The organism is Hyphomonas johnsonii MHS-2, from assembly GCF_000685275.1.
Lineage (GTDB): Bacteria > Pseudomonadota > Alphaproteobacteria > Caulobacterales > Hyphomonadaceae > Hyphomonas > Hyphomonas johnsonii.
Genome location: NZ_ARYK01000011.1, coordinates 44272 through 70582 on the forward strand (window position 1 = coordinate 44272; position 26311 = coordinate 70582).

The 26311-nt window shown below is 58.5% G+C and carries 18 protein-coding genes and 2 pseudogenes; 10 read left to right on the forward strand and 10 right to left on the reverse strand.

The genetic code is table 11. The features are described from left to right. Positions 1–7: 7 nt before the first annotated feature. The 7 genes from spt to HJO_RS16265 form a co-directional block, all read right to left on the reverse strand. Positions 8–1198, reverse strand: coding sequence for a serine palmitoyltransferase (gene spt / locus HJO_RS16230; RefSeq protein ID WP_241764774.1), 1191 nt, complete (start codon positions 1196–1198; stop codon positions 8–10). 7 nt (positions 1199–1205) lie between these two features. After that, on the reverse strand, positions 1206–1448 hold the full coding sequence (locus HJO_RS16235) for an acyl carrier protein (protein WP_422120075.1): 243 nt from the start codon (positions 1446–1448) through the stop codon (positions 1206–1208). 1 nt (position 1449) lies between these two features. After that, on the reverse strand, positions 1450–2373 hold the full coding sequence (locus tag HJO_RS18260; protein WP_162173851.1) for an NAD-dependent epimerase/dehydratase family protein: 924 nt from the start codon (positions 2371–2373) through the stop codon (positions 1450–1452). A gap of 66 nt (positions 2374–2439) precedes the next feature. Continuing rightward, entirely contained in the window at positions 2440–4179 is a 1740-nt protein-coding gene (locus HJO_RS16250; protein ID WP_035619094.1) for a fatty acyl-AMP ligase, read from the reverse strand. A 485-nt stretch (positions 4180–4664) separates the two neighbouring features. Further along, positions 4665–6020, reverse strand: a complete 1356-nt coding sequence (locus HJO_RS16255; RefSeq protein ID WP_084142156.1) for a lipopolysaccharide biosynthesis protein — start codon at positions 6018–6020, stop codon at positions 4665–4667. 396 nt (positions 6021–6416) lie between these two features. Further along, positions 6417–7265: a beta-keto acid cleavage family enzyme gene (locus tag HJO_RS16260; protein ID WP_035619095.1), complete on the reverse strand. Its 849-nt coding sequence runs from the start codon at positions 7263–7265 to the stop codon at positions 6417–6419. Beyond that, complete coding sequence (locus HJO_RS16265) at positions 7262–8593, reverse strand: aspartate aminotransferase family protein (protein ID WP_035619097.1); 1332 nt, start codon at positions 8591–8593, stop codon at positions 7262–7264. The genes HJO_RS16260 and HJO_RS16265 overlap by 4 nt, the downstream gene beginning before the upstream one ends. Before the next feature lie 105 nt (positions 8594–8698). Between HJO_RS16265 and HJO_RS17965 the strand changes: the two genes are divergently transcribed. The 7 genes from HJO_RS17965 to HJO_RS18270 all read left to right on the forward strand — a co-directional run bounded on the left by HJO_RS17965 (position 8699) and on the right by HJO_RS18270 (position 18740). After that, the gene (locus HJO_RS17965; protein WP_051618726.1) at positions 8699–9631 is read left to right on the forward strand and encodes a LysR family transcriptional regulator; all 933 of its coding nucleotides are present in this window, start codon (positions 8699–8701) and stop codon (positions 9629–9631) included. Positions 9632–9765: 134 nt separating this feature from the next. After that, positions 9766–12732, forward strand: a complete 2967-nt coding sequence (locus HJO_RS16275) for a TonB-dependent receptor domain-containing protein (protein WP_051618727.1) — start codon at positions 9766–9768, stop codon at positions 12730–12732. A gap of 421 nt (positions 12733–13153) precedes the next feature. Continuing rightward, positions 13154–13636, forward strand: coding sequence for a carboxylesterase family protein (locus HJO_RS18560; RefSeq protein ID WP_162173852.1), 483 nt, complete (start codon positions 13154–13156; stop codon positions 13634–13636). After that, positions 13611–14789, forward strand: coding sequence for a M14 family metallopeptidase (locus HJO_RS18265; protein WP_162173853.1), 1179 nt, complete (start codon positions 13611–13613; stop codon positions 14787–14789). Before HJO_RS18560 ends, HJO_RS18265 begins: the two co-directional genes overlap by 26 nt. Continuing rightward, positions 14786–16522 (forward strand): gamma-glutamyltransferase family protein, encoded by a 1737-nt coding sequence (locus HJO_RS16295; protein WP_051618730.1) that lies wholly within the window; start codon positions 14786–14788, stop codon positions 16520–16522. The genes HJO_RS18265 and HJO_RS16295 overlap by 4 nt, the downstream gene beginning before the upstream one ends. Positions 16523–16665: 143 nt before the next feature. Then, on the forward strand, positions 16666–17919 hold the full coding sequence (locus HJO_RS16300) for a dicarboxylate/amino acid:cation symporter (RefSeq protein ID WP_051618731.1): 1254 nt from the start codon (positions 16666–16668) through the stop codon (positions 17917–17919). Positions 17920–18236: 317 nt separating this feature from the next. Beyond that, positions 18237–18740, forward strand: a complete 504-nt coding sequence (locus tag HJO_RS18270; RefSeq protein WP_162173854.1) for a nuclear transport factor 2 family protein — start codon at positions 18237–18239, stop codon at positions 18738–18740. A 317-nt stretch (positions 18741–19057) separates the two neighbouring features. Here the strand turns inward: HJO_RS18270 and HJO_RS18975 are convergent. Then, a pseudogene (locus HJO_RS18975) lies at positions 19058–19186 on the reverse strand (IS6 family transposase); the annotation flags it as partial. 541 nt (positions 19187–19727) lie between these two features. On the opposite strand from HJO_RS18975, the gene HJO_RS17975 reads away from it, so the two are divergent. After that, the gene (locus HJO_RS17975; protein WP_051618732.1) at positions 19728–21977 is read left to right on the forward strand and encodes a glycosyltransferase; all 2250 of its coding nucleotides are present in this window, start codon (positions 19728–19730) and stop codon (positions 21975–21977) included. A gap of 10 nt (positions 21978–21987) precedes the next feature. Here the strand turns inward: HJO_RS17975 and HJO_RS16320 are convergent, their stop codons facing one another. Both HJO_RS16320 and HJO_RS16325 read right to left on the reverse strand, forming a co-directional pair. Continuing rightward, a complete protein-coding gene (locus tag HJO_RS16320; protein WP_051618733.1) occupies positions 21988–22653 on the reverse strand; it encodes a CmcI family methyltransferase in 666 nt (221 codons plus the stop codon). 220 nt (positions 22654–22873) lie between these two features. Continuing rightward, positions 22874–23577: pseudogene (locus tag HJO_RS16325) on the reverse strand (IS6 family transposase). Between the two features lie 130 nt (positions 23578–23707). Between HJO_RS16325 and HJO_RS16330 the strand changes: the two are divergent. Both HJO_RS16330 and HJO_RS16335 read left to right on the forward strand, forming a co-directional pair. Continuing rightward, positions 23708–25594, forward strand: coding sequence for a sensor histidine kinase (locus HJO_RS16330; RefSeq protein ID WP_156945818.1), 1887 nt, complete (start codon positions 23708–23710; stop codon positions 25592–25594). Beyond that, the gene (locus tag HJO_RS16335) at positions 25591–26229 is read left to right on the forward strand and encodes a LuxR C-terminal-related transcriptional regulator (protein WP_035619109.1); all 639 of its coding nucleotides are present in this window, start codon (positions 25591–25593) and stop codon (positions 26227–26229) included. Before HJO_RS16330 ends, HJO_RS16335 begins: the two co-directional genes overlap by 4 nt. The last annotated feature ends 82 nt before the right edge of the window (positions 26230–26311 follow it).

A 26311-nucleotide genomic window follows, 5' to 3' on the forward strand; every position in this document is an offset into this window, starting at 1 on the left:
GGGCCGTTTAACTGACCAGATCCGACAGGGCGTTGAACACTTCGAGGATCTGATCAATTTCGCTTTCGCTATGTGCGGCAGACACACTCAGTCTCAGCAGGGATTTGGCTTGTGGCGTTGCCGGCGGCACAGCGAGATTGACGTAAACTCCGGCCTCCAGGAGTGCGTTCCACTCGCGCACGGCTGTCGTCTCGTCTGCCCTTGGCAGGGCAATGATCGGCCCGGGGGCGGAGGCAGGTTCGAAGCCTGCTGCCCGCAGGCCGGAATGGAGTTGGTTGGCACGATCCCAAAGGCGCCTGCCAAGCTCATCGCTACCGGCAATCGTGGCGAGCGCCGCGCGCGCGGCCGCAATGTTTGCCGGCGACCCGGATGCGGTGAACAGGTATGGGCGGCTGACAAGGCGTGTGTATTCAAAGGATTCATGGCGCGACACGCAAAAACCGCCAAGCGAGGCAAAGCTTTTCGAAAATGTGCCGGACAGGAAATCAACCTTGTCGAGAACCCCCTGCGCCTGCGCAACACCTCGCCCGCGTTCGCCGTAGCAGCCCACCGAATGGGCCTCGTCAACGTACAGGAACGCGCCATGCTCGCTGGCCACGTCAACGAACTCTGCCAGTGGAGCAACGTCGCCCAGCATGGAATACAGGCCCTCAACCACGATCAGGCGTGCGCCGTCATCCGGAAGGCGTGAGAGGCGCTTGGCTAGGTCTTCCGGGCTGTTGTGGCGGAACCGGATTGTCTCGGCATCGCTCAGGCGGCAGCCATCATAGATGCAGGCGTGACTGTCGGCGTCGATCAGCAGATGGTCTCCGCGCCCGACGAGGGCACTTATGGCTGCGAGGTTCGCCTGGTATCCGGTTGTGAATACGATGGCCGAGGCAGCGTTGAAGTAGGCCTTCAGGGCTGTTTCAAGTTCCAGATGCTCGCGGAATGTACCGTTGGCCAGACGGCTTCCGGTCGTGGCGGTCCCTTGATGGTCGATGGCTGCCTTGGCAGCGGTTGTGCAGGCTTCTGAGAAGGTCAGGCCAAGATAATTGTTGGTTCCAGCCAGGATAACTTCGCGTGAACCTACTCGCGCTCGCGTAGGTGACAGGATTTCGTCAAACACCATGCCGAAGGGCTGCGTCCCAAGGGTCGCAACGCCGTGATAGCGCTCAGCCAGCTTTTCGAATTTTTCGAAAATGTCGTTTTTCTTCATGCCACTGTCAAACATTGGTCAATTGCCCGATTGTTTCCACAAGGTCCCGGACGGTATCAATGCTGGACGCGACCTCTACCGGAAAGCTGATGTCATAAATGTCTTCAATTTCCATGACGATATCGAAAATTTCAACGGAATCGATTTCGAGATCGGCGCTGATGCGCACGTCCGGCGTAATCAGAATATCGGCATGTGCATGGGCCTTGAGTATCTTGGATACATTTTCAAATACGTGAGAATCTTGCACGTTACACATCCCTTTTTTCGATCCCGCCGCGATGTACAGGCCGGAACCCGCCAGGAGCAAGAAACGGGGCGAGACAGCGCGCCATTGTCACGTCGAGTGCTGTCGGTAGTTCGATGGCCCTATCAGCGAGCCAGTCGCCCGCCTGCAGTTCGCGCACCTTTCCGGTCGAGAAGACATGGGGTCTGCCTGTAATACGGGCGGTGCCATCTGCAATAAAACCAGCAGCATCGAAAAGCAAGGCAGGCACGGCCAGCATGTTGATCTTGCGTCCTGTCACGCGGGCTGCGCTGTCTGCAATATCGTTCCAGCGCAGGCTGAGGTGACCGGCAGGAGTCATCACCTCGGATCTCGGTTTGTCATCGCGTGCGCGCCGGGCCAGCAGAGCTGCCAGGTCGTCGACGTCTATCACCGAAAACCTGTAATTCCTCGCGCGGCCCCCCGGTACGGGGAGAAGCCCCCTTGCGAGCAGTCTGAACATCGTTTGCGTTGCAGAATCTTCTGGTCCGATCACCGCTGGTGCCCTGATTATGCTAACAGGCATTGTCCCTGCCGCGTCGCGCGCAAGGCGTTCCCCCGCAGCCTTGGACCGGGCATAGGCCGATACGTCCGCTCGTGTCGCCGTAAGGGATGACACATGAATGAAGTGCCGGACTCCGGCGTCCCTGGCGATTCCGGCCAGCAGGCCTGTGGCGGCTGCATTTACTTGATCGAATTCTGCATTGCTGCGCGCCTTCGTGAGGCCGGCGAGGTGTATGATGACGTCTGTATCGGTCGCCAGGCGCTCAAGCGCGTCCGGGTCCCTGAGATCACCGGCCACCCACTCAAGGCCGGGCCGGGGCTCCATCTTGCGGCCGGATGCGGGCCGAGCGAGGACCTTGACCGAAACACCTTGCTCAAGCAGCAGCGGTAATAATTTCCGGCCCACAAACCCGGTCGCGCCCGTCAGGCCGATGCGTGTGTGGTCGGGGATAGATGTGCGGGCGATTGCTGATCAGGCCCCGAGTGTGCCTGCGACGACATTGCCCTGCCTTTGCGGCACAAAATCACCCGCGAGAAAGCCGATGCGCGCGGCCGCCCGGCTCAATTTTCCGGAGCTGGTTGTCGGCAAGGAACGGATGGCGACGAACTCGACAGACACTGGCGCACCTGTTGCCGCGCGGGTCGCCGCCGAGATGTCGCGCCTGAGTTCAGCGCGAACGGCTTCATCGCGTGACCGACATTCGGCCAGGAGCAGGATTTTGATCGCGCCATTTTCGTCCTGTACGTCGAATGCAGCCGAGCGGGCGATGTTCCGACCACCGGCTTCCTGTGCGACGCCTTCAATATCCTGTGGCCAGATATTGCGACCATTCCAGAGGATCAGGTCCTTTGAGCGTCCGGTGATGACAAGCTCGTCCTCATTCCAGTAGCCTAGGTCGCCCGTTTCGAGCCAGCCATCCTCATTGGTAAGAGGCTGCAACGGTTCATTCACGCGGAAATAGCCTGCGGCGATGGATGGACCGCGCACGATAATGCGGCCGACTTGCCGGTCGCCCAGCGCTTCGTCGTTGTCATTGACGATCCGCAGGTCGAGCGAAGGCAGCGGGCGGCCGCTGGACACGAATCTCCGGGCTGTTCCCTCAAACGTCAGGTCGGAAGCGGGCAGGGCGCGGCCGGACGTCTGCATCCTCGCCAGATCGATGTCGTCTGTTCGCAGGCCCGCCCTGAGGGGCGCGAACGACACCGCAAGCGTTGCTTCTGCCAGTCCGTAGCTTGAGACAAAGGCGGACGGATCGAACCCGGATGGAGCGAAGGTCTGCGTGAAGGCCGACAGCGCCTCGCTACGCACCATGTCGCCGCCGATGCCTGCGGCTCGCCAGGATGAAAGATCCAACACCTCACCGCGATAACGACGGGCGCAGAGTTCATAACCAAAACTCGGGCTGTAGGAGAGCGTGCCGCGGTTTTCGCTGATAAGTTTGAGCCAAGTGCCGGGGCGTCGGGCAAAATCCGACGGCGACAGGAAATCAATCGACAGCTGGGAATACAGGGGGGCGATAAAGAAGCCGACCAGGCCCATGTCGTGATATAGCGGTAGCCAAGACACGGCCCGGTCGCCCTCAACAACCTGCAAGCCTTCCTGAATGATCGCGCGACAATTTGCAGAAACGCTCGCTTGTGTTGCCACAATGCCCTTGGGCTGGCTCGTGCAACCGGATGAGAACTGGATGTACGACAGGTCGTTCGCGCCGTGCCGCAGCGCAAGTGCGGTGCCGGATGGAAGGTCGGAACCTGACATGTCAACTACACGTACCGACGTTCCCGATAGTGCCGAATTGATGATATCCCGGACGGAGGCTGGCGTCATCAAGGCAGCAAGGCCGGCCTGTCTGACCATCTGTCCGACCTGGCGCTCGTAAATCTTGCGCCCGCCGAAGGCCGCGGGCAGGCTGAGCGGGGCAGGCACCATGCCGGCATATTGACAGGCCATGAAAGCAGTCACGAAGTCTGCAGAGGTTTCTGCGACAAGGCCGATGCGGGACTCGCGCGCGAATGCGGCGGCCAGTTGGCCGGCCATGCCCAAGGCGTTGTTTCGTAGCTCACCATAGGTGAGACTATTCATCAGGCGTCCGTCTGAATGATAGAAATTGACACCCGAATTGCCTTCGGCCGCATAGTCCAGTGCGTCACATATTGTCTCGAATGTCCCCGCGCGTAGTTCAATCCCTGCCGTCGTTGCTGTTGGTTTCAAAGCGAACTGCCCCTGAGTCTTCGATCTAAATCCTAATGATTTGCTCTATACACGCAATACTCCAAGTTGAAGTCACAAGATTGGCATGTGTCATATAACCAACTGACGCAGGTCAGGAGGACGGACTCATTGCAGCCACCAGGTGCGGCGGCTTGCAGGTCATTCGTTTTCCGATGCTTGCTGACCCACCCCGCGGCTAGCAGACCAACCCATGATCGGCAGGGATCGAGCCAGGTATTGTGCTCAATGCGCATGAGACAACCAGAAGCAACCATCTCATTGTCGTCGCCCCGGTGGCGACGATAAATCACGCTCAGCAAAGACCGGAAGCCCCTTTTGGGCCGAGCCACTGATGGGTTGTTGTCGATTTTCCTGCCGAACCTGCGACGAATTCGGCAATTTGCAGGTGATATGGAGCGTCTGCGCAAATGGTCAGTTTGAACAGGACGCGGGAAGAGGGAGGGGGCGGCCTTCGGAGAAGTATGTCAGCGTGCGCCACCGCGCGTATCGTCGGCGACTATGCTGCTGGCAGTTGCGTTCACTGCGCGCCGGAATACGGCGTAGAGGCAGGCGACAAGCATCAGGGAGCTGCAAACGGTCGCCCAAGCTGCACCAATGAGGCCGAATGCCTGGATCATCCAGACCAGGAGCGGGACGTAAACAGCAGCGACGATCACCCTGACCAGCAGGACCTGCCAAGGCCTGCCGAGCGCCACGAGAGCTGGCTCGACAACGACACCGCACAGCTCGACGGCTGCCGCGATTGTCAGCACGACCAGGACGGAATAGACGAAAGAATAGGCATCCCCGCCTACCAGATCGAGGGCGAACCGGCCAAAAATTGCCATGATGGCCACCGCCAGTATGCCAGCCATGCCGGCGGCAACGGATGAACGGACGACCACTCGTCTGACGTCTTCGTAGGCGCCCAAGGCGAGCTTCGCGAGTTCGGGATAGACGGATCGGGCGAGGGCGAGGGTCGGCTTGTGTATTGCGCCTGCCAATTGCGTGGCGATCTTCAGACCGCCTGCTGCAACGCTGTCGAGCGCCCAACCGACGGCCAGCACGGGAAACTGCTTCCAGACAAGGCGCAGGGATGTTGTGAGATTCGTCGCCCAGGCGAATTTCCAGATGTCTGGGTTTTCCCCTACGACGCCGCGCAGTCTTGGGCCCTTCGTGTGCACGTGACCGGCATTTCGGCGTTTGACTTCTCGTAGGCTGGCCCACCAGATCGCGGCGGTCGTCGCCAGTTCGGCAAGGCTCCACGCGACAAGGTACCCGAGGATCGAGGCACCGGTTAGCCAGGCCAGCAACGCGCCTGCGAGGCGCATCGCCGGCAGCACTGTTTCCGCGTATGCGGCGGTGTCGAAGCGATCGAACAGACGCAAGATGCCTGTGGGTGTGCCCCTCAGCCCGAACAGCAAGGACGTACAGAACAGAAGTGCGAGGGTCTGCTCTTCGCCAGACCACCCTAACTGTCCGCCCACAAGGTAGACGCCTGCGATACCGAGCGCGGCACCCACCAGGGCGGCCCCGATGTCGAGAAGGACCGTGAACCATATGACCCGCCGCAGTTTGCCATAATCACCGGCGGCCTCATGTGCGGCGCCATAGCGGATAAGTGTCTGCCAGGACTGGAACTGGGCGAGGTTTGAGACGGCCTGTCCGTATGACAGGATAAGTGCAAACACACCAAACCGCTCCGCGCCGAGGCTTTGAGCGGCCAGTCCCAAATAGACCAGACTGAATACGCCCCCGACGCCCTTGCCCGCCAACAGCCAGCCTGCATTTCGAATGGCGCGTTTGATGGGCCCGTCATCTTGCCTGACTTTGATCGTCAACGTGTTGTCCTTGTGGCCCTGACCGGGCCCTTCTGCGCATGGAAGAAATCCGTCACCAGCACATCTTTCAACTGGGCGAACCGCTCGCCTGATACAGGCAGACCTGATTTATTTATGCGGGTCTGGCAAGCTCTTGGGGTTCGTCATGTGTGCTTTCATGAGAGGGCGATCCCGTTTCTACAAGGGCAGAATTCGAGGAATCTCGATCTGAAGGACAGGGTCGTGTGTCGGTGCGGGTTGCAGACTTTTGCTGTGATTGGCGCCTGATGGAGCTTACCTGTCGCGATCAGTCAAATGCGAACCCGTCTTGCGTTACTCGTGGACGAGAAGGTGCTGGCGACGAGAAGGTCGCGCGGTGGCACTTCAAGTTCGAATAACAGTCTATCGCGGCCTGCTTCAACGGTAACGGCGCAGCTTGAACGCTTTGCGAGCGCCGTCGGCGCTCATGGGTGACAGGCCGAGTGACCCAAGTGCGGCGGCCACTTCACCCACCCGCGAGGCATTGGATCCCGCCAGCGATCCATCGGCCATGAGAAAATTGTTCTCAAACCCGACACGGACATGCCCCCCACTCCTGGCGGCCTCCGACAGCAGATTTGTTTCGCCCTGTCCAAATGCACAGGCGGCCCAAACGGGCTTGGCAGCGGGGCTTTCATCCAGCGCATCCAGCATCGCCCGCAATTCAAGCGTGTCACTCTGAGATTCACTGCGATAGCGACCGACGACCAACAAAATGAAGGGCAGCTCTTCGCCATAGACGCCATCTGCCCGCAAGTCTGAAAACCGCCGCACATCATCCGCGTCATAGAGGATATGCTGCACCCAGATGCTTTCGCGTCGGCAATCTGCCAGGAACTGGCGATAGGTGGCGACTTCCTCCTGCGATCCGTTGGGGGACAACTCTCGCAATGCTACCGAACAGGATTCGGGTCGAACGCTTTCCACGACGGCAATCTGGGCGGTGCGATCAAATATGCCGGCAGATTCCGTCGTGATCTGAATGATGAGGTCACTTCCCGTCTGATCGCGAACAGCGTTGATCGCGGCCTTGTAGGCATCTGCTGACAATGAGTGACGACCTTCTGCATCCCGTACATGCAGATGCAGCAGGCTGGCCCCTTCGGCCACGCATGCGGCCGCATCCGCGGCAATGTCTTCGGGAGAAAGAGGCAGGGCCGGATGGTCTGCCCGCAACTTCCTCGCACCGTTCGGCGCTACCGAGATCAGGCGCTCGGGATTGTTCATGCCGAAACCGGAAGCGCCGCCTTGATCGCTCTCTCCAGACGCTCGACCAGGATTGCAATTTCGGACTCGCTGATGATGTAGGGCGGCGCAATCAGCACATGATCTCCCAAGCCATCTCCCGCCGACCCGCGCCCGGGGTAAATGATCAGTCCGGCTTCCATCGCGGCGTCCTTGATGCGTTGGTCGAGACGTAGTTCTGCAGGGAAGGGCCGCTGCGTCGCCGTATCTTCGACGAGCTCGACTCCGATCATCAGGCCCCGGCCGCGAACGTCTCCTGCAATTCCGAGCGGTCCGAGCGCCTCTGATAGCATATCGCGCAGGATCTGGCCTTTGCGTACGACGCTGTCCAGAAGTCCCTCCTCCTCGATGACCATTTGCACCGCCAGCGCAGCTGCGGTGGCCATCGGGTGGCCCATATAGGTGTGTCCGTGCTCGAACCGTCCCCTCCCGGCGGTGACAACGTCATGGACTTTTTTATGCAGTAGCGTCGCGCCGATCGGCTGGTATCCTCCACCAAGGCCTTTCGCCATGACAAGGATGTCCGGCGTCACGCCTTCCTGCTTCATGGCAAACAGCGTCCCGGTTCGCCCCATGCCGCACATGACTTCATCTGCGATCATAAGAACGCCGTGCCGCGTACAGATTTCGCGAATCCGCTTGAAGTAGCCAATGTCGGCCGCCACAGCCCCCAGGGTCGCGCCGACAACGGGTTCAGCGATAAAGGCAGCTACCCGGCCGGGACCGACGCGCAGTATTTCTTCTTCGAGCGCATCCGCCGTGCGCATGGCGTACGCCTGCTCGGATTCGCCGGGGCGAGCGTGCCTGTATCGATAGCAGGGCGCAATAAAATGACACGGCGCAAGCAGCGGCTCGTACGGCGCCCGGCGCCCTTGATTGCCGCTGATCGACAACGCGCCAAGCGTAGCGCCATGATAGCTGAACTGGCGGGCGATAAACACAGTTCTGTCATTAGCGCTATTGGCGACATGGAACTGACGCGCAAGCTTCAGGGCCGTTTCAATGGCCTCTGACCCTCCTGATGTGAAGACAACATGATCCAGCCCCTCCGGCGCGCGCTGCGTGAGAAATTCCGCAAGTTCTTCACCGGGTTCGTGTGTGAAGAATGCCGTGTGTGCGAATGCAAGCTTGCGGGCTTGTTCGCACATGGCTTCCACGACACGGGGATGGCCGTGCCCTAAAGCAGATACGGCTGCGCCGCCCGACCCATCCAGATAATGCTTGCCGGATGTGTCAAAAAGCCATGCGCCACTGCCGCCGGCTGCGACTGGCAATGTCTTCCCAGGACTACGATGAAGGATTGAAGTCATTATGAACTGTCCGCGCGAGAATTTACGTACAGATCATTCAGAATTAACGTATGCGTCAACAGAAAATCTTGACATTATCCATTACTAAAAGTAATACTTAGAAGAATGAACTATCGCCTCTTCGAAGTATTTCATGCTGTCATGCTGTCCGGTACGGTGAGCAGCGCCGCCGCCGAGTTGGGCGTTTCCCAGCCATCGGTGACAAAGAGCATCAAGCAGTTGGAGAGCGAACTCGGTTATCTTCTGTTTGACCGAATATCGGGGCGGTTGCAGCCGACGCCCGCAGCTTTGGTATTGCTCAAGGAGACAGAACGCGCGCGCAGCGCTTTCGAAGACCTGACGGCTTCGGCACTTCGCCTTCGCTCTGGAGCCAGCCGGCACTTGCGGATTGTCACCACCCCGGCCCTGGGACTCGATCTTGTGCCGGACGCTGTCATGGCATTCAGGTCGACGGATCCGGAAATGCGTTTCACCATTTCGACGCGGCATTCCGGTGAGGTTCTGTCGGAAATTTCAAGGCCTGCTTACGGATTTGACATGGGGCTGGTGTTTGATGCCTCAACGCGATCAGTATCCGTTGGGGCCATTCCCATCGGACAAGTGCCAGTTGTTTGCGTTTCGAAACGGGGAACGCTGGGCGACATTTCCGCTGAGGAACTGGGCAAGACGCTTTTCCAGCATGAACTCGTGGCGCTGGAGGCGACCGAGCCACTTGGGAGAATGCTGGCGGAGATTGGCGTTGCGGCGGGGTGGCGTGGTGATCCGCTGCTTCGCGTTCAAACCTATCAGATGGCGTGCAGCCTGGCCCAGCGCGGCGCCGGCCTTGCAATTGTAGACGCCATGAGCGCGATTCATGCCGCTGAGCACGATCCCGGCATTGATCTGCACGCATTGCCCAAGGCGCTCACCCTGCCGGTCAACATGGTTTATCCGCTTGGCAAGGGGCTCGACGTTCCTGTCCGAGCGTTGATTGACGACCTGTCTGCAAGTCTGCGCAAGCGGCTGGCCGTCATGTCGAAGCGCATGGAGAGTCGGTAGGGTTTCTTCGAATACAAGTATAACTAAAAAGAATATAAACCCTCATGCAATAATTTTGTTTACATTTTTTCATTTCTGGTTTTTGCTTCGAATCTGCACGGCGGGAGGTCGTGTTTTTCAGGCGGGGAATAGACGTGAAAAAAGCATCATCGATCAAGGCGGGACTTCTCGGCAGCGTTGCACTGCTGGCATTTCCATCTGTGGCGCAAGAAGTCGGCCAGGTGCCGCCTCCGGCGGACGAGGACACACTGGTTGCTGAAAAAGTTGTAGTGATCGGATCTTATCTACAGGGAGTAGGTGATTCCGGAGCCCTGCCTGTCACGGTTATTGGCCGGGACGAACTGGACGCATCAGGCGGGCTTTCGACAGGTGAACTGCTTGCAAACCTGCCGTCGATTGGCGACATCGAATTCACTGACAACAATACCGGCACCAATGGTGCGCGGGGTGATGTGACCGGGATCAACTTACGTGGGCTGGGTTCGGGCCGTTCACTTGTCCTGGTCAACGGGCGTCGGATTGTCGGTCACCCGCAATCGGAGTCAGTTGATAGTGTGCCTGTCACATTTACCAACGTGAACTCGATTCCTGCCAACCTGATTCAGCGCGTTGAAGTGCTGCGCGATGGGGCGTCGGCTCTGTACGGCTCAGACGCGATTGCGGGCGTCGTGAACCTGTCATTGTACGAGGATTATGACGGCACGTATGCTTCTCTTCGCTACGGCGAAAGCACCGAAACGAGTCTGACTGAACTGTCGGCTTCGCTGCGGCACGGTTTCAAGTTCGCAAGCGGCAAGACGCACATGACAATTGCTGGTTCTTACTACGAGCGTGGCGATGTCAGTTCGACAGAGCTTCCGGAATGGTATTCGACACTTGACCGGCGCGATCTGCTGCCAGCCGACTGGCTCGGCGACACACAATTCGACAACACGTCGACCATTGGTCCTTATGGGCGCTTCCAGTCTGGGATGTTGAACGGGGATGGGACGTTCACAGGGGTGCGTGTTCGCCAGGGAGGCGCCAACCTCACGTCGAGCAGCGGCGTGTTTCACCTCCAGCCGGATGCGTTTCCGGGTAGTGTCGCCTCGCTTGGCAATGGCATTTCGATTGATGACGGCAGTCAAGACCGAGAGCTGCGGTATAATTTCTATGCAGATGAAACCGTCATTCCAAAAGTCAACCGGACCAATCTCGCTCTGACTTTTACCCATGACCTGGACAGCGGATTTCAGGTGTTCGGCGAAGGCATGTATTATGGCTCAGAATCCGACACGCAGCGTGCGCCCGGGCCGTTTGATGCTTCACTGGCGCTGATCATTGTTCCGGCATCAAACTACTATAACCCGTTCGGGGCGGTTGGCAGTCCCAACCGCGTGGCTGGGATTGATGCACCGGCGGAGGGGCTGGACCTTGTCATCCAGGGCTATCGGCCGCTCGAGCTGGGACCACGCAAAATCAAGGTGAACCAGGACCTCTATCGGCTCCTCGGCGGTGTTCGCGGTGAGTTCGGCGGATGGGATGTTGAGAGCGCACTTGGTTGGTCGGAAGCGGATGCGCGGGACGAAGAGTTCAACCGCCAGTCCAAAACCTTGTTGCAGGACCAGATATCCCTTTCAACGCCAGATGCGTTCAACCCGTTTGGCGGTCCTGACGCCAATCCAGAGAGTGTTCTCTCGAAAATCAGAATCAGTTCGGTGCGTGTCGCCGAGTCGTCAATGGTGACCTGGGACGCCAAAGCGTCCAGGCCTGACCTGTTCAGCCTGCCGGGCGGCGACGTCGGTGCTGCGATTGGTGTCGACTTCCGGCACGAGAAAATCTTCGATGACTCCGACCCGCGCCTTGATGGGACAATGACGTTCACAAACGGCGCGATTCCCGATGAGAGTGACCTCGTCGGCGTATCGGCGACCCGAGATTTCGGCGGCGACCGCGATACATCAGCTGTTTTTGCCGAACTTAATGTGCCGCTGATTGGTGAAGCCAATCGCTTTCCCCTCGTTCATGCACTTGACCTGCAACTGGCTGCACGGTTCGAGAATGCGTCGGACTATGGCGATAGCCTGAAGCCAAAAGTCGCTGCGCACTGGTTCATTGTTCCGTCTCTGTCTGTTCGCGCGGCGTATGGTGAAGGCTTCAGGGCGCCAAACCTCGTTCAGATCAACCAGGGAACGATTACACGGCGCAATCAAGGGGATGCCGATCCCTATCGGGAAGATGTTACCGGCACACCAAACGATATCGGCGATACATATCGCACGTCGACGCGCTTCGGGAATCCTGACCTGGAGGCTGAGGAGAGCGAAAGCACGGTGCTGGGCATCGTATTCGATCCTGATGATACGGTGCTCGATGGCCTTCGTGTTTCCGTTGACTACTTCAAGGTAGAGACGACGAATGCGATCACGGTGATCGGCGTGGATCGTCTTCTCGACGATGACTTTGCCCGGCTGACCGCTGGCCAGGCTGGCAATCCCAACGTCATCCGCGGAGCTGCGACACCGACAGATATTGCCGCTTTCGATGCTTACAATCTGGCAAACCCCGGTACGCAGCGCGCACCCGTTGGCGAAGTTCTGAATGTAATTGACGGGTATGTGAATCTCGATGGGCGGGAAGTGTCCGGCTACGATATGTCCGTGTCTTATGAGACACGCGAAACTGCGGTCGGGAATTTCCGGTTCGGGGTTAACGCGACGAAGCTCGATACGTTTGAAGAGACGCGCGACGGAGCAACTTTTGATGAGCTGCGTCGCAACGGCAATCCTGAATGGCGTGGCAGTGCCTCGGTGACCTGGAGCATGGGAGGCTGGCAGTCCGGATGGCAAGTCCGTTATGTCTCCGATGTCGAAGATACCAGCGCGACCAACGATACAACCGGCGATCTGTGGCAGGTCGATGATTGGTACTCCATCAATGGGTATGTTTCCTACGAGTTTGATCAGGGCATCGGTCCGCTTGGTGGAACGGGTATCAAGCTCGGAGTCAGAAACCTCGCGAACGAGTTGCCCCCACGCGCCGATGAAAGCCCTGGTTACCTTTCCGGCCTGTATCCCATTGAGGGTCGGGTCATTTACGGCGAAATTTCGAAGTCCTTCTAGGGGAGATCGCCAGTCGATGAGCGGGCCAGAAATTGATCGCCGCCACCTGCTCATGGGCCTGTGTTTTGCGGGGACGGCGTGTGCCGGGGCATTGCGGGCTCCGGCCACGCTTTCGGGAAGCAGAGCGCGCCTTGTCTTCACTGATTGGTCCGGACCGGCTCTGCCTGTCTGGACCTATCGGCCGGCGCAGGCAGGAGCGCATTCGCCGCTCGTCTTTGTCATGCACGGTCAGGGACGCAATGCGGAGGAGTATCGTGACCAGTGGGCCCCAGTTGCTGAGGCAGCGCGCCTGAACATCGCGGTGCCGGAATTCAGCAGGGCCGACTTTCCGGATGCACGCAGCTACAATCAGGGTAATCGGTATTCACCTGACGGTGCATCAATCGATCAGGCGCTTTGGTCCTTCTCAGCGTTGGAACCAATGTTTGATACATTGCGCACGACGATGGGGCTGACGGCATTGCGATACAGCATCTACGGCCATTCCGCCGGTGCGCAATTTGTCCATCGGTTCCTGTTGTTTGAGCCGGCGGCGCGCGTGCACCGCGCTGTTAGTGCAAATGCCGGCTGGTATACAATGCCCGACCCGAACATCCCGACGCCGTTCGGGTTGGGTGGTGCGGGGATTTCAGACGACCAGGTGCGCAAATGGCTCGCGCGGCCATTGACGATTCTGCTCGGGACAGATGATACGGATACGACCCAGTCCTCGCTCAATCGGTCTCCGGAAGCCATGGTTCAGGGGCGCCACCGGCTTGATAGGGGGCGCGCTTTTCTGGAGGCAGGCCGGGTTCGCGCCGAAGCGCTGGCCGTGCCGCTGGGTTGGCGTCTCGCCTATGCGCCGGGTGTTGCGCATGACAATACGAGGATGGCCCCACATGCTGTCGCACATCTTGAAGTCTAGGTATTTCCTCACTGCGTGTCTGGTTCTCTTGCCTGGATGTGTCAGCGATCCTGATTGGCACTTGCCCGCATTCCAGAACGGTCCGGTCTGCGTTTATGAAGGCGTCGCGTTTTCAGGCGATTTTGAGTCGGGTCGCCTGACAGCTTGCGAGCAAACGGGCACCAATCAGTTCAGTTTGTATGTCCGACCAGAAGACACCCCGATTAACCCGAGTAGCTGGTATGCCTTTTCGATAGACGCCCGCTCGCAGGCAGATCTCAGCCTGACGTTGACGTACATTCACGGTAAGCACCGCTACGCGCCACAGATTAGTCGAGATGACGGCCTGACGTGGGCTGCGCTTCCTGATGCACCAGAACCGGGTGCCACGTCAGCGACAATAAGCGTTGATGTCAGGAAAGGGCACACGCTGATTGCCGCTCAACCTCTTTTCGGCCTGGATCACTACCGTGCCTGGTTGCGGCAGGCTGCAACGAGGCCAGGTGTCGCCTATCAGCAAATAGGCGTGTCCGAAGCAGGCCGGGATATTGAAGCTCTGACATTCGGCGCAGAAGGTGCGCCTGTCCTGGTCCTGATGGGCCGCCAGCACCCGCCTGAGATCACCGGAGCACTGGCGCTGGAGGCGTTTGTCGGCCGATTGCTTGAGAGCGATCCGCTGGCGGTCCGATTCCGCGATGGGTTTCGCGTGGCGGTCGCGCCGGTCTTGAACCCCGATGGAGTCGCGCTCGGACAGTGGCGACACAATACGCGCGGCGTGGATATCAATCGTGACTGGGGGCCATTTACGCAAGCAGAAACGCGCGCTGCGCGTGACTGGCTTGCCAGTCTCGGTGAGCTTGCCGTTGCCATGGACTTTCATTCGACGTGGAAGGATACGCTCTACACGCAGCCAGATGGCGCAGACGGTAGCCGCCCCGAATTTGCGGGCGCACTGTCTGACCGCTTGGTGCACTCCCTGGGCGAAGGCGCGCCACATCGCGACGCGTCACACAATCCTGACTTGGCGACGTCAAAGACGTGGATCCACGAAACATACAAGATTCCCGCGCTGACCTATGAAGTCGGTGATTCCACGCCTGGCGACGAAACTATCCGTATCGCCCGATTGGCGGCGGAAGAAACAATGGCTCTGCTTCTGGGAGAAAATGAATGATACGGATCTTGGCAATCGGGTTGGCCGCGCAGGCTCTTATAGTCCTGCAGGCAGGTGCGGATCCTGCCGGAATTGTCAGTTCAGCTTCGCCTGAGGCCACGTCGGCGGGCGTCGAGATTTTGGAACAGGGCGGAAATGCGATGGATGCTGCCATTGCGGTTCAATTCGCACTTGGCGTGACCGAGCCAGCGATGTCGGGCCTTGGGGGGCAGTCTCAGATCATCCTTCAACGACCGGGAGAGGCACCGGTGGTCATCAACGGCACGTCCTTTGCGCCCGGACGCTTGCCGGATACGGTTGACCCGGCAGACCTGAAGACGGGGTGGACCGCGATGACAGTGCCATCGACGGTCAAGGTCATGGATTTTGCGCACCGCCAATATGGCGGTGGTGAGATAGCCTGGGCTGACTTGCTGGAACCTGCGATCCGCTATGCCGAAGACGGTTTTGTTGTGGGCAATTTTCGCGCAAAGGTCTATGCGCACACTGAAGAGGCTTTGCTTAAGTCACCGACAATCGTGCCCTTTGTCGTCATGCCGGATGGTCATGTACCAGCCAAGGGTGACCTGATGCGCCAGCCTGTCCTGGCAGACACACTCAGGCGGCTGGCAACAGCAGGAGCAGATGATTTCTACACCGGGGAAATTGCCGGAGCGATTGCGGACGACATGGCCCGTTACGGCGGCTGGATTACTCGCGCAGATCTTGCGGCAACGTCTGACCCACGGATTATGGCACCCCTGTCGACAAGTTATCGCGGCGTTCAGGTCTACACACTTCCGCCGCCGGCAGGCGGCTGGGTCATGCTGTTGGCCTTGAACCTCCTGGAGCAGTTTCCAGCAGAACACCTTGCCCAAGAGAGCCCGGCCCGGACCGAGGCGCTCCTGCAAGCCCTGCAGGCGGCTCATCGTGCCCGGCATGATTTGCCGGAGTCGGACCTGGTGAACTATGAATCTGATATCCGGGCGCGCCTGTCGAAAGCGCATGCTGGCAGTCTTTCCAGCGCCTTCGTACCGCCGGGAGGGGAAACCACGCATTTCAGTGTCATGGATGCAGACGGAATGGTTGTGTCCGTGACGGCCAGCATCGATTCCTATTTTGGCGCCCGGGTGGCCAGCCCGTCTCTGGGGTTCTTCTACAACAACTATATGCAGTCTTTCGATCTGGAACCAGGTCGGCCATTTTCGCTGAAGCCTCGCGGAATGGCCTATTCCTCAATGAGTTCGACGATCGTGACGCGAGACTCAAATCCCGTCTTGGTCCTGGGTAGCCCCGGTAGCGAGCGGATCATCTCGACCGTTGCGCAGGTGATCAGCCATTGGGTCGACGTGGGCGCAGGAATTGAAGCCGCAGTCGATGCACTGCGCGTCCACGTGGCGGTGGACGCGGAGGATGGCCGGGACAATGCCTATCTGGAGGGGCCCGTTGAAGGGGTTGATCTCGCCCGACTTGGCCTCGATCTCAGCACAGCAAGTGACGCGTACATCCAGCGGGACCGCAACGCATATTTCGGGGGAGTGCATGCGCTTGCTCTTGAAACACCAGGCTGGGTTGGCGCTGCTGACCCACGGCGCGACGGCGTCGTCGGCTATACGGATACCAGAGCGGCATCAATTGGCCAGTGTGGTTTTCCGCCTCAAAACGGTGAGCATGCTGTTCGAGGCGATGAGCGAGCCTCTGGTGTGCCTGGTGAAAGGTTAAGGCACGAACCTTCCGAGGGCATCTGCCAGTAAACGCATACTGGCCACGCGGACCGGTTTTGGGCTGTCGCGACCGCTCCAATTTATTCACAGTGTCCGTTTGCAGGTAAGTCAGCATACGGAAAACGTAGACTGTATGTAATAGTCATTGACGATCTAGGGGGATTATCGAGGCAATGAACAAAGCGCTGGCCTTTTGGTTTGAGATGGTTCTCTGGAAGCGCATATTGATCGCGCTCGTTTTAGGCGGTGTTGTCGGAGCGCTCGTCGGCGACAGCATAGTCAATATCTCCTGGGTTGGTGCGCTCTTTGTGCGCCTGATCAAGATGTTGATTGTGCCCCTTGTGTTCGTCACCCTGGTGTCGGGTGTTGTGTCGATGCACGACCCCAAGCGACTGGGCTCCATAGGCGGTCGTGCGATAATTTTGTATCTTGGAACGACCCTGGCGGCGATCGCTATCGGTCTTGTCTTGGCTGTGATCGTGAGACCCGGTGTGGGCATTGATCTCTCCAGCGCCAGTCCGGCAGAGTTTCAGGCGCCGATAGATTTGAAGGACCGCTTGCTATCCATCGTTCCCGTGAACCCGTTCGCCGCGTTTGCGCAGGCAGACCTGTTGGCGATCATCTTTTTTGCGCTCCTCACAGGTGCTGGACTCCTCATGATAGGCGAGAAAGGGCGGCCCCTTGCAGCCAATTTCGAATCCGCTACAGAGCTGATGCTCAAGATGACGGGCCTCGTCATGGAATTCGCACCGTTTGGCGTTTTCGCCTTGGTTGCAGTTGTGATGGGCACGACCGGTCCGCAGACATTCGTATACCTTTTCCTGCTTTCGATCGTCGTTCTGGTTGGGTGCGCCTTGCAGGTATTCGTTACGCAGGTCCTACTTCTTAAGCTATTGGCGCGATTACCAGTATTGCCATTCCTGCGCGGCGTCAGAGAGGCGCAGCTTGTTGCATTCTCAACCTCGTCAAGCTCCGCAACCCTTCCGGCCAGCCTCTCCGCGGCAGAACACAATTTGGGGATCAAGCCCGCTGTTGCGTCGTCCGTCTTGCCATTGGGCGCGACGATCAACATGGACGGAACGGCGCTTTATGTCGGTGTTGTCACCATCTTTTCTACTCAGGCATTCGGTATTCCGCTCGATTTTTCAGACTATGTCCTGATTGGACTAACGACCACTCTTGTGTCTGTGGGCACGGCGTCCGTCCCATCAGCATCTCTCTTCCTCTTGGCTGCCGTACTTGAAAGCGTCGGAATGAGCCCCGCGCAGACCGCACTCGTGGTCGGTTTCATCCTGCCGTTTGACAGGGTACTGGATATGACCCGCACAGTCGTGAATGTTACTGGCGACCTGTGCGTTGCGACCATCGTGGCCCGATGGGAAGGGGAGATAGATACTGACATCTACAAGGCGCGACCGGTCGAATAGGTTAGAAGGAAATTCTTCCAGTAGCCTGATCTTGTCTGGGCATGCGCCTGGAGGTGCCTTGTCCTGCCCGCCAGCCTCAGGAAATGTCATCTCAAGGTCGGTTCCTCTCACAATACCCCCGCACCCACACTAGAGTTCGGCTCAAACTGAAACGAGCGGACTCCCTTCGTCGATGGCGCGAACTTTAGCGACTGGTGCACATTAAACTGACGTCGCCAGTTTGGCGCGATTATGAATCAGTTTCTGCTAGCTGCTTAGTCTTCTAATACCTGGAAAGATGTGAGCCAGGCAGGAGAGCCGGATTAATGGAGGGTGCTATGCGGGAAGAGAATGCGCGATTGGACGAATTGTTAAGCCAGCACGAGATTTACGAGGTGCTGACGCGCTATTGCCGTGGCGTCGACCGCGGTGACGTGGAAGTGCTGCGTTCGGTTTATCATCAGGATGCGACGGACGATCACGGCATGTTCAAGGGCCGCGGAGTTGATTTCAGTGAATGGATCGTCGATTGGATGCGCGATAATCTTCGCGCCTGCCAGCATTTTATCGGAAATTTCCGCTGTGATCTGCAAGGGGAAGTGGCCCTTACTGAAACTTACTGCATTTCGTTTAGTGAGTATAAAGACGGTAGAAATTCAACGGTTTTCAGTCGCTTTATCGATCGGTTTGAGAGGCGAGACGGGGTGTGGAAGATTGCGGATCGTCTCCTCGTTCCGGATCTGTCGCGTTCTGATCCGGCAAGTCCGGGATTCGGCGCTGTCCAAGGCTGGGATTTCACCTGGGGCAGTCGCGACTCCTCCGACCCGTCCTACCGCCGCTAAACGCATTTCTTCCCTGCGATTTCCCTGCTAGCAGGGAAATCGGGCCAAACCTGACCACCGAAAAGGCAAACGGTGACGGCGCGTCATTTTGGCCCGGCGTGAGGCGAGTTGTCTGTAAACCATCAGAGATTGGTTGCGGAACAGCCGCCCAAGTCCCGGAAAGTCCGGCAATAAATGTCGGGCTATGGGAAGTCGCTGAATTCGGCAGACTGGCTGGCGGTGCTGTCAGTCTAATACGAGCCAGTCTCCGATATTCGCGGACGAGCAGGTGTTAGGCGATGAGAAGATCGCGCCACTCGTGAAGAGCGGCGTCACGCATCGATGCCGCGCTGGCGGAGCAGGTCCTCTACATCGCGAAGTGATAGCGGAAATCGGACGTGCTTGAGCGCAGCGAGATGGATGATCTCGGGCGAAGTACTGAAGGAGGGAAAGGGTTTCTTGGCTATATTCTAAGCCCAAGCGCCAGAATTGGTCACCTAATTCCCGGTGGCCCGGACAACACCCTAAAGAGGTCGCTGACAATTCCTGTGATAAAGGGGCCAAGCCTCACGCCGATTATGGTCGGCAGGGTCAGGGTGACCGCGGACGTGAGCGTACCGCTGTCTCAGGCATGCCGTCCGCTCACGTATCCGTTGCAGCAGACTAGTCGTCCGCGTGTGCGATCTTGGCGCAGATACCACCAAGGCTGGACGTGACCTCAATCTGGCAACTCAGCCGTGAGTTACCGTGCCGGTGTTCTGTGCTATCGAGCAAGGCATATTCAAGCTCATCCATTTCCGGAAGGGATTTCAGAACAATTTGGTATCTTCCCGGTCGCCGGCCATGCTGAGGTCCGGGACCACCGCCGGCTGCCCAAAGTACTTGGCCATTCGATCTCTCAACCACTGCACGGTTGCGTTCCATCATTGGACGAATATAATAAAGCATCGGTCGTCCGACTGGCGTGTCGCGTCACAAAGCGCCATGGCTTCAGTTTAGGCGGTTAGCATGCACGCAAGTTCGTTCGAAAATATGCTCAAATGCTATTGGCGTTACGTGGTGGGCAATCCAGACCTTCGAGACCGATCTCTGCGTGTCATCGACATTGGCGGAGCCGATGTAAACGGCAGTTACTCCGAGATATTCTCAGGGCCCGGTTTCGAATACAATGGCGCCGATCTTGTCGCGGGCCCGGGCGTTTCGATCGTATTGGACGACCCATACCAGGTACCGTGCGAAGATACGTCATTCGACCTTGTCCTGTCCGGGCAGATGCTGGAGCACAGCGAGTATTTCTGGCTGGCATTTGCGGAAATGGTTCGGCTGGTCAAGCCGGACGGATTCATCTTCCTGATCGCTCCGTCCGCCGGTCCGATTCACCAGTATCCTGTCGATTGTTACCGTTTCTATCCTGATTCCTACAAGGCACTTGCAAAGCTCACGGGGTGCCACCTGGTCGATTGCTGGCATGACCAGCGCGGCCCCTGGAATGACCTGGTCGGTGTGTTCAGCAAGACACCACGCGCGAAGGTTTCGCAAACAGCGCCGGATGTTGGCGCCGTTGCGCCGATCAACCAGTTTGCTGGCGATGCCGATTCGGACCTGGATCTCGTCAAGGGCGGAGCGCCCTATTTGCGTGTCCTGGAACGCCTGCATACCGTCATCAAACCGAAAAATTACCTGGAGATCGGCGTGCGGCACGGTCGGAGCCTTGCGCTTTCCAGAGGCCAGGCAGTTGGCGTGGATCCGGATCCCGACCTGAAGGTGCCTCTGCCACCGTCAGCGGAAATCGTGCAGCAGGAGAGCGACGTCTTTTTCGAGCTGGGGTCGCACCCGGTCCTGAAAGCCAAGCCCGAACTAATCTTCATAGACGGCATGCACCTGTTTGAGAATGTCCTCCGGGACTTCATGCACGCAGAGCGGATCGCCAGCAGTGGCGCCGTCATTGTGATAGACGACGTGCTGCCCAATCTCCCGGAGCAGGCAACGCGAGAACGCAACACCCGCGTCTGGACCGGCGATGTTTGGAAAATCCACGCCTGCCTGGAGAAGTACCGACCGGACCTGCAGCTTGTCCTCCTGGACACAGCCCCGAGCGGCCTCCTGATTATCACGGGCCTTGATTCAAAAAGCCGGATTCTGTGGAATCGGTACAACCCGATTGTCCGGGAATATTCCCAGTCGGATGAAGGGCCACCGCCCCACGTTCTGGACCGCCAACAGGCGATTTCACCGACAGGCCAGGCCTTTGACGATTTCATGAGAGTCTTGGCTGAAACCAGGCAGGCGGACTCCAAATTCCGTTGGCGAAAGCATGACGTGAAGCCTGGCTACGAAGCGTCCCATGCGGCCAGGAGCAAGGTTTCCAATCGACCAAGGCTCTCGATTGTTGTCGTTGCTTACAACATGGCCCGCGAACTGCCCCGGACACTGCGTTCGCTCACGCCTCCCATGCAGCGCGACATCGATGTCGCCGACTACGAGATTATCGTCGTGGACAATGGGTCCACCAGGCCCTTCGACCGGGACGCTTGCCAAGCCATTTCGCCAAACATCCGGTTCGTGTTTGAGCCACCAGGAGATCCATCGCCCGTAAAGGCAATCAATCGTGCGATACATGCCGCGCGAGGGGAACTGGTAGGCGTGTGTATAGACGGCGCGCGCATGGCCTCACCAGGCCTTCTGGCGAAAGCGCTCCAGGCAGAGGCAACATCCGACTGTCCGGTCATCGGGACTATCGCCTTTCACCTGGGCGGCGAAGTCCAGACGAAGGCCGCCCAGAAGGGGTACAATCAGGAAGTCGAAGACGAACTCCTGAAGACTGTGCCATGGGAAAAGGACGGGTACAGGCTCTTTGACATCGCAGCCCTTGCCGGTTCGTCCAGCAGAGGCTGGTATTCTTGGCCAACTGAAACCAATGCGCTCTTCATGAAGAAGGCCACATGGCAGGAGATCGGCGGGTTCGATGAGAGTTTTCAATGTCCCGGCGGCGGACTCGCAAACCTGGATGTATGGACGAGGGCCTGCCATCATCCCAAAGCGGATGTCATCATGTTGCTGGGAGACGCCACGTTCCACCAGTTTCACGGAGGTGTCGCGACCAATGCGCAAGTGTCTCGCTGGGACGAGTTCGATTCCGAGTACAAGGCGATCCGGGGAGAGAAGTTCAAACGCCGAGCGGTTCCATTCCGGTTGATCGGCGAGTTCTTGAAAGTGCACGGCAAGTCGATTGCTGCGTCAGCGCCTCCCGGAAGCTGATGGCAAAACGCTACACGACCTTCAGCCAGGCGTTCGGGCAATAGGTCACATTATGACCGTAGAAGTCACATAGACCTGCATCAATTTCGTAGCGGTCCCGCACATCGGTCAGGAATTGAGCGACCGCACGGTTGGGACCGTCTTCAAACGCCCGATACTGTTCGCCCGGCAGGTCCGCGACAACGCCGTCTTCGACGACAACATAGTCACCACGCACGACGAGACGGTCGAAAAAGCGCAGAACTGCCAATGTCGAAGCATAATTATGGGCACTATCCTCCACCACAAGCCATGGGTGGGGCAAGTCGCGAAGCAGGTCTGCCGGCAACGTCGCGTCGGGGGCGTACGCGTCTGCTTTTCCAATGAGGATTCCGGGCTCGTCCAAATCGGTCGGTGGGTCAATGTCGAATGACAGAATCCTGGTTTCGAGCCCCAATGCGCGACACTGGTCCCGGAACCAGACGGCGCTTCCGCCCTCCGACGTGCCGATCTCGATAATCGTGGCCGGTTTAAGCCGCTCGATCAGCTGCAGGTAAAGCACAACATCGAAGGGATTCTTGCAGAACCGGCGCCCCTTGTAACGGGTTTTGAGCGTTCCTGACTGGATCCGCATCAGCGCATCTTGCGGCAAGTCCACGGCAAAGGCTCGCCCCTCGCAGGCTTCGACAATTCTCATGCGCCGTTCACTTTCAATGTTGAAGTCACTTACTAGAATGACATGGCTATGAAGAGGTCAAGCCTTCCCACTCGAATGGGACAACAGTTGAAGATGTGCTTGACGTTGTACTTCGATGATTGTCAGGTTTCCTGATCATCAGTCGCGAACCGATCGACCCAAGTGCGGGTGCTGTCAGGCTAATGCGAACCCGTCTCCATTATTAGCGGACGAGCAGGTGTTAGGCGACGAGAAGGTCGCGCCACTCGCGAAGGGCGGCGTCGCGTTTCTGTCTGAAGCGAATTCTGGTGTTGATGTGCCTTTCAAAGTTGAAGTGACTGTACACTGACGAATGGATTGAGACGAACTTCTGCAGACTTCGCATGCGACGAAATCGCGAATTTGCTCGCTCTCTTTGTCGAAGGAGGAGGTATGAATTCTCGGCGCGATTGTTGAGATGCTGGCCAGTCTCCTGGCAGCCCTCGTTCTCAATCACTTTCATTGCCGCCCGATAAGAAGGGCATCTGTCTGTCACGATAACATGTGGATTGTCACATCTCTTCATTGCATTCTTTAGGAATTTCAGCGCGGCCGCTTTGTCGCGTTTCTTCGTGACGAACGACTCCAGTACTTCGCCTTCTTGATCGACGGCCCTCCACAGATAATGCCTCTCGCCCCGGATTCTGACGAACACCTCATCCAGGTGCCACCGCCATTGCGGGCTGCGCCGCATGGATTCCAAGCGCCGTTTCCTGATCTTGTGAGCGAAGCAAGTCCCGAACCGATCGACCCAGAGACGGACGCTCTCGTGACAGACATCAATGCCACGTTCGTGGAGAAGGGCCTCGACATTTCGAAGTGAGAGCGGATACCGGACATGCGTGAGTACAGCGAGTGGATAATCTCGGGCGAGGTTTTGAAGTGGCTAAACGGGTTCCTATTCATTTCCTGAGGCTAAACGCCTGGATTGCTCACCTCGAGTCCGGTTCCGCTGACAACACCTTTTCCCTGAACAGGGGAAGACGCGGCGCCGGATCCTGCGCTATAGGTCTGCAATAGCAAGCAGACCTGTATCTTGAAAATCAGCCACCTCTCCCTCCGGTCCACGCCGGCCACGCGTTTGTTCTGGCTCTCAGCGGTCGGCTGTAGCGTGTTTCTGGCGACCGCCTCGATCGGGCTCCAGCCGGCGAGCGGGGCAACGGCCGATATTTCCAGGTGGCGGTCGATCTGGGAGACCCATCCGGCGTTCTGGGTATCACTCGGCGTGGGACTCGGGGCTTATCTCATTTCGGCCTGGATATGGTCGCTGCGGCAGCGTGAGCCGGCCGCCGTCTTGTTTGCGGTCAGTGGTGTGCTGACGCTGCTGTTTTCGTTCTCATCGGTGTTCTGGTTGGTGGCCGTGCCCTTGCCGGACTACCTGTTCCATGTGGCGGCGATGGTGAACATGTTGTCGGCGTCCGGGTTCGGCATCGTGATGGTCTGCCTGTTCCTGATCTATCCTCGGCGGCTACCCGGCTGGAAGCCATTGGTGGTCGGCGTTACGATCGGCTTCGGCGCATGGAGTCTCGTCCGAACTGTTGGCCCGCTGCAGAACTTTGCCGACGTACAGAGGATCACCTTCTACGAGATGCTGGCCATCATGATCACGATCATCTGGCAGGTCGTGTCGTCCGGCAAGGACCCGAGGCAGCGCGCCATCGCGGTCTGGCTTGGTGCGTCTGTGCTTCTCGGAGCAGGCGCATTCATCGTGACCGTGGCGGCGCCGCTGACCTTCGGCTACGATCCGCTGATCCTCGAGAATTATGCGTTCTCGTTTTTCTTGCTCATTTATGTTGGCCTCGCCGTCGGTCTGGCACGGTATCGCCTGTTCGAGCTGGGCGGATGGGCGTATCAGATCCTGTTCTATGTAAGCGCAGCGATCCTGTTGTTGGGTCTGGATGTGGCTATTATCAGGCTACTGACCCTGGAGCCGGGGACGGCGCTGGGTCTCTCCCTGTTCCTGGTGGCGCTGGCCTATCTGCCGGCGCGGGACGTCTTCTGGCGGCACCTGTCCCGGGGCAGGCGGCGTGCAAAGGCAACCTTGTTCCAGGACGTCGTCGCCGCGGCGCTTCAGCCGGGGACCGACCAGCGCGCGGGTCGATGGCGTGGCCTGCTAAAGGACCATTTCCGCCCCCTTGAGTTGACGGCCCTGGCCGGTATGGGGGCGGTTTCGCTCGAGATCGGGGAAGAGGGCTTGTCGATGACCATTCCGTGCGTCGCGGATTCTCCGGCTTTGTTGATGCGTTACCCCTATGATGGGCGTGCTCTGTTCAGTCCGCGCGATCTGTCGAATGCCGAACAGATGGTTGTGTTGATGAACCATGCCGAGGCGAGCCGCGGGGAATATGATCGCGGAGTGTCCGAGGAGCGGACGCGGATCGCGCGCGACATTCACGACAATATCGGCGCGCAGCTCATGATGGCGCTGCATTCCGAAGAGAAAGGGCGCAAGGATGACATGATCCGCGATACGCTGGCGGATCTCAGGGATGTCGTCAACAACGCGGAAAATGCCCTCCTGCCACTGGACGACATGTTGGCGGATCTGCGCTCGGAGACAGCCGATCGACTTGATCCGCACGGGTTGACGTTGGAATGGACCGTCGATGGCTCCGATGGGGTGACGCTCGGCGCGCCGATGATCCACACACTGCGCTCGCTCGTGCGGGAAGCGATCAGCAATACGATAAAACATGCAAAAGCGCAGAACGTTTCGATCACGGTTTCGATCTCTGCAGACAAGCTGGAACTGGCGGCACGTGATGACGGGACCGGCTTCGACAAGGGCAAGACAAATCGTGGACATGGTCTGGTCAACATGGCCTCCCGTGTGGAAAGCCTCGACGGGCAATTGACGATTTCGGGTGGGGCTGAAGGCACGCAGATTGAGGCGAGTCTGCCTGTTAGGGGGACGCGGACATGAAACGTATCCTGATCGTCGAGGATATCAGCGAAACCCGAAAATGGCTTTGCAATGCCGCGCGGGCGGCCTTTCCCGGTTGTGAGATCCGGGAATGCAGTTCGGCCCGCGAGGGCATGTTTGCAGCGAGCAGAGAACCTGTCGATCTGGCCATCGTGGACCTTGGCCTGCCAGACGGCAGCGGGCAGGACGTCATCTTCGCCCTGAGTAAAGCGCAACCGGAGGCGCTCGTGATCGTTGCGACAGTGATGGGAGACGACGCGTCGATAATCAGTGCACTGTCTTTAGGTGCGCAAGGCTATCTGCTCAAGGATACGCCGGCGGACATGTTTGTTCGCCAGCTGGCGCACATCGGGGATGGCGTGCCGGCACTGTCGCCATCCATCGCCCGGCGTATCGTCGATCATTTTCGTGCCACCGCTGAAGTGCCGGTGGAGGGCGCCGGCCTGACACCGCGCGAGCGCGATGTGCTGAGACTGATCGGTAGGGGGCTGCGCAATGCTGAGGCGGCACGGGCGTTGGGCTTGTCGGACAGCACAGTCGCGAGCCATATCAAATCGATCTACTCGAAGCTTGGAATTACGACTCGCGCAGAAGCAGCGCTCCGGGCCTCACGCATGGGCCTGACCCGCGACTGAGATACAGGCTGTCTTCACCGAAACATCCGAGCGGACATACCCTGAACCGGGGAGGTGGAAACGATTGGTTGCAGTTAGAAAG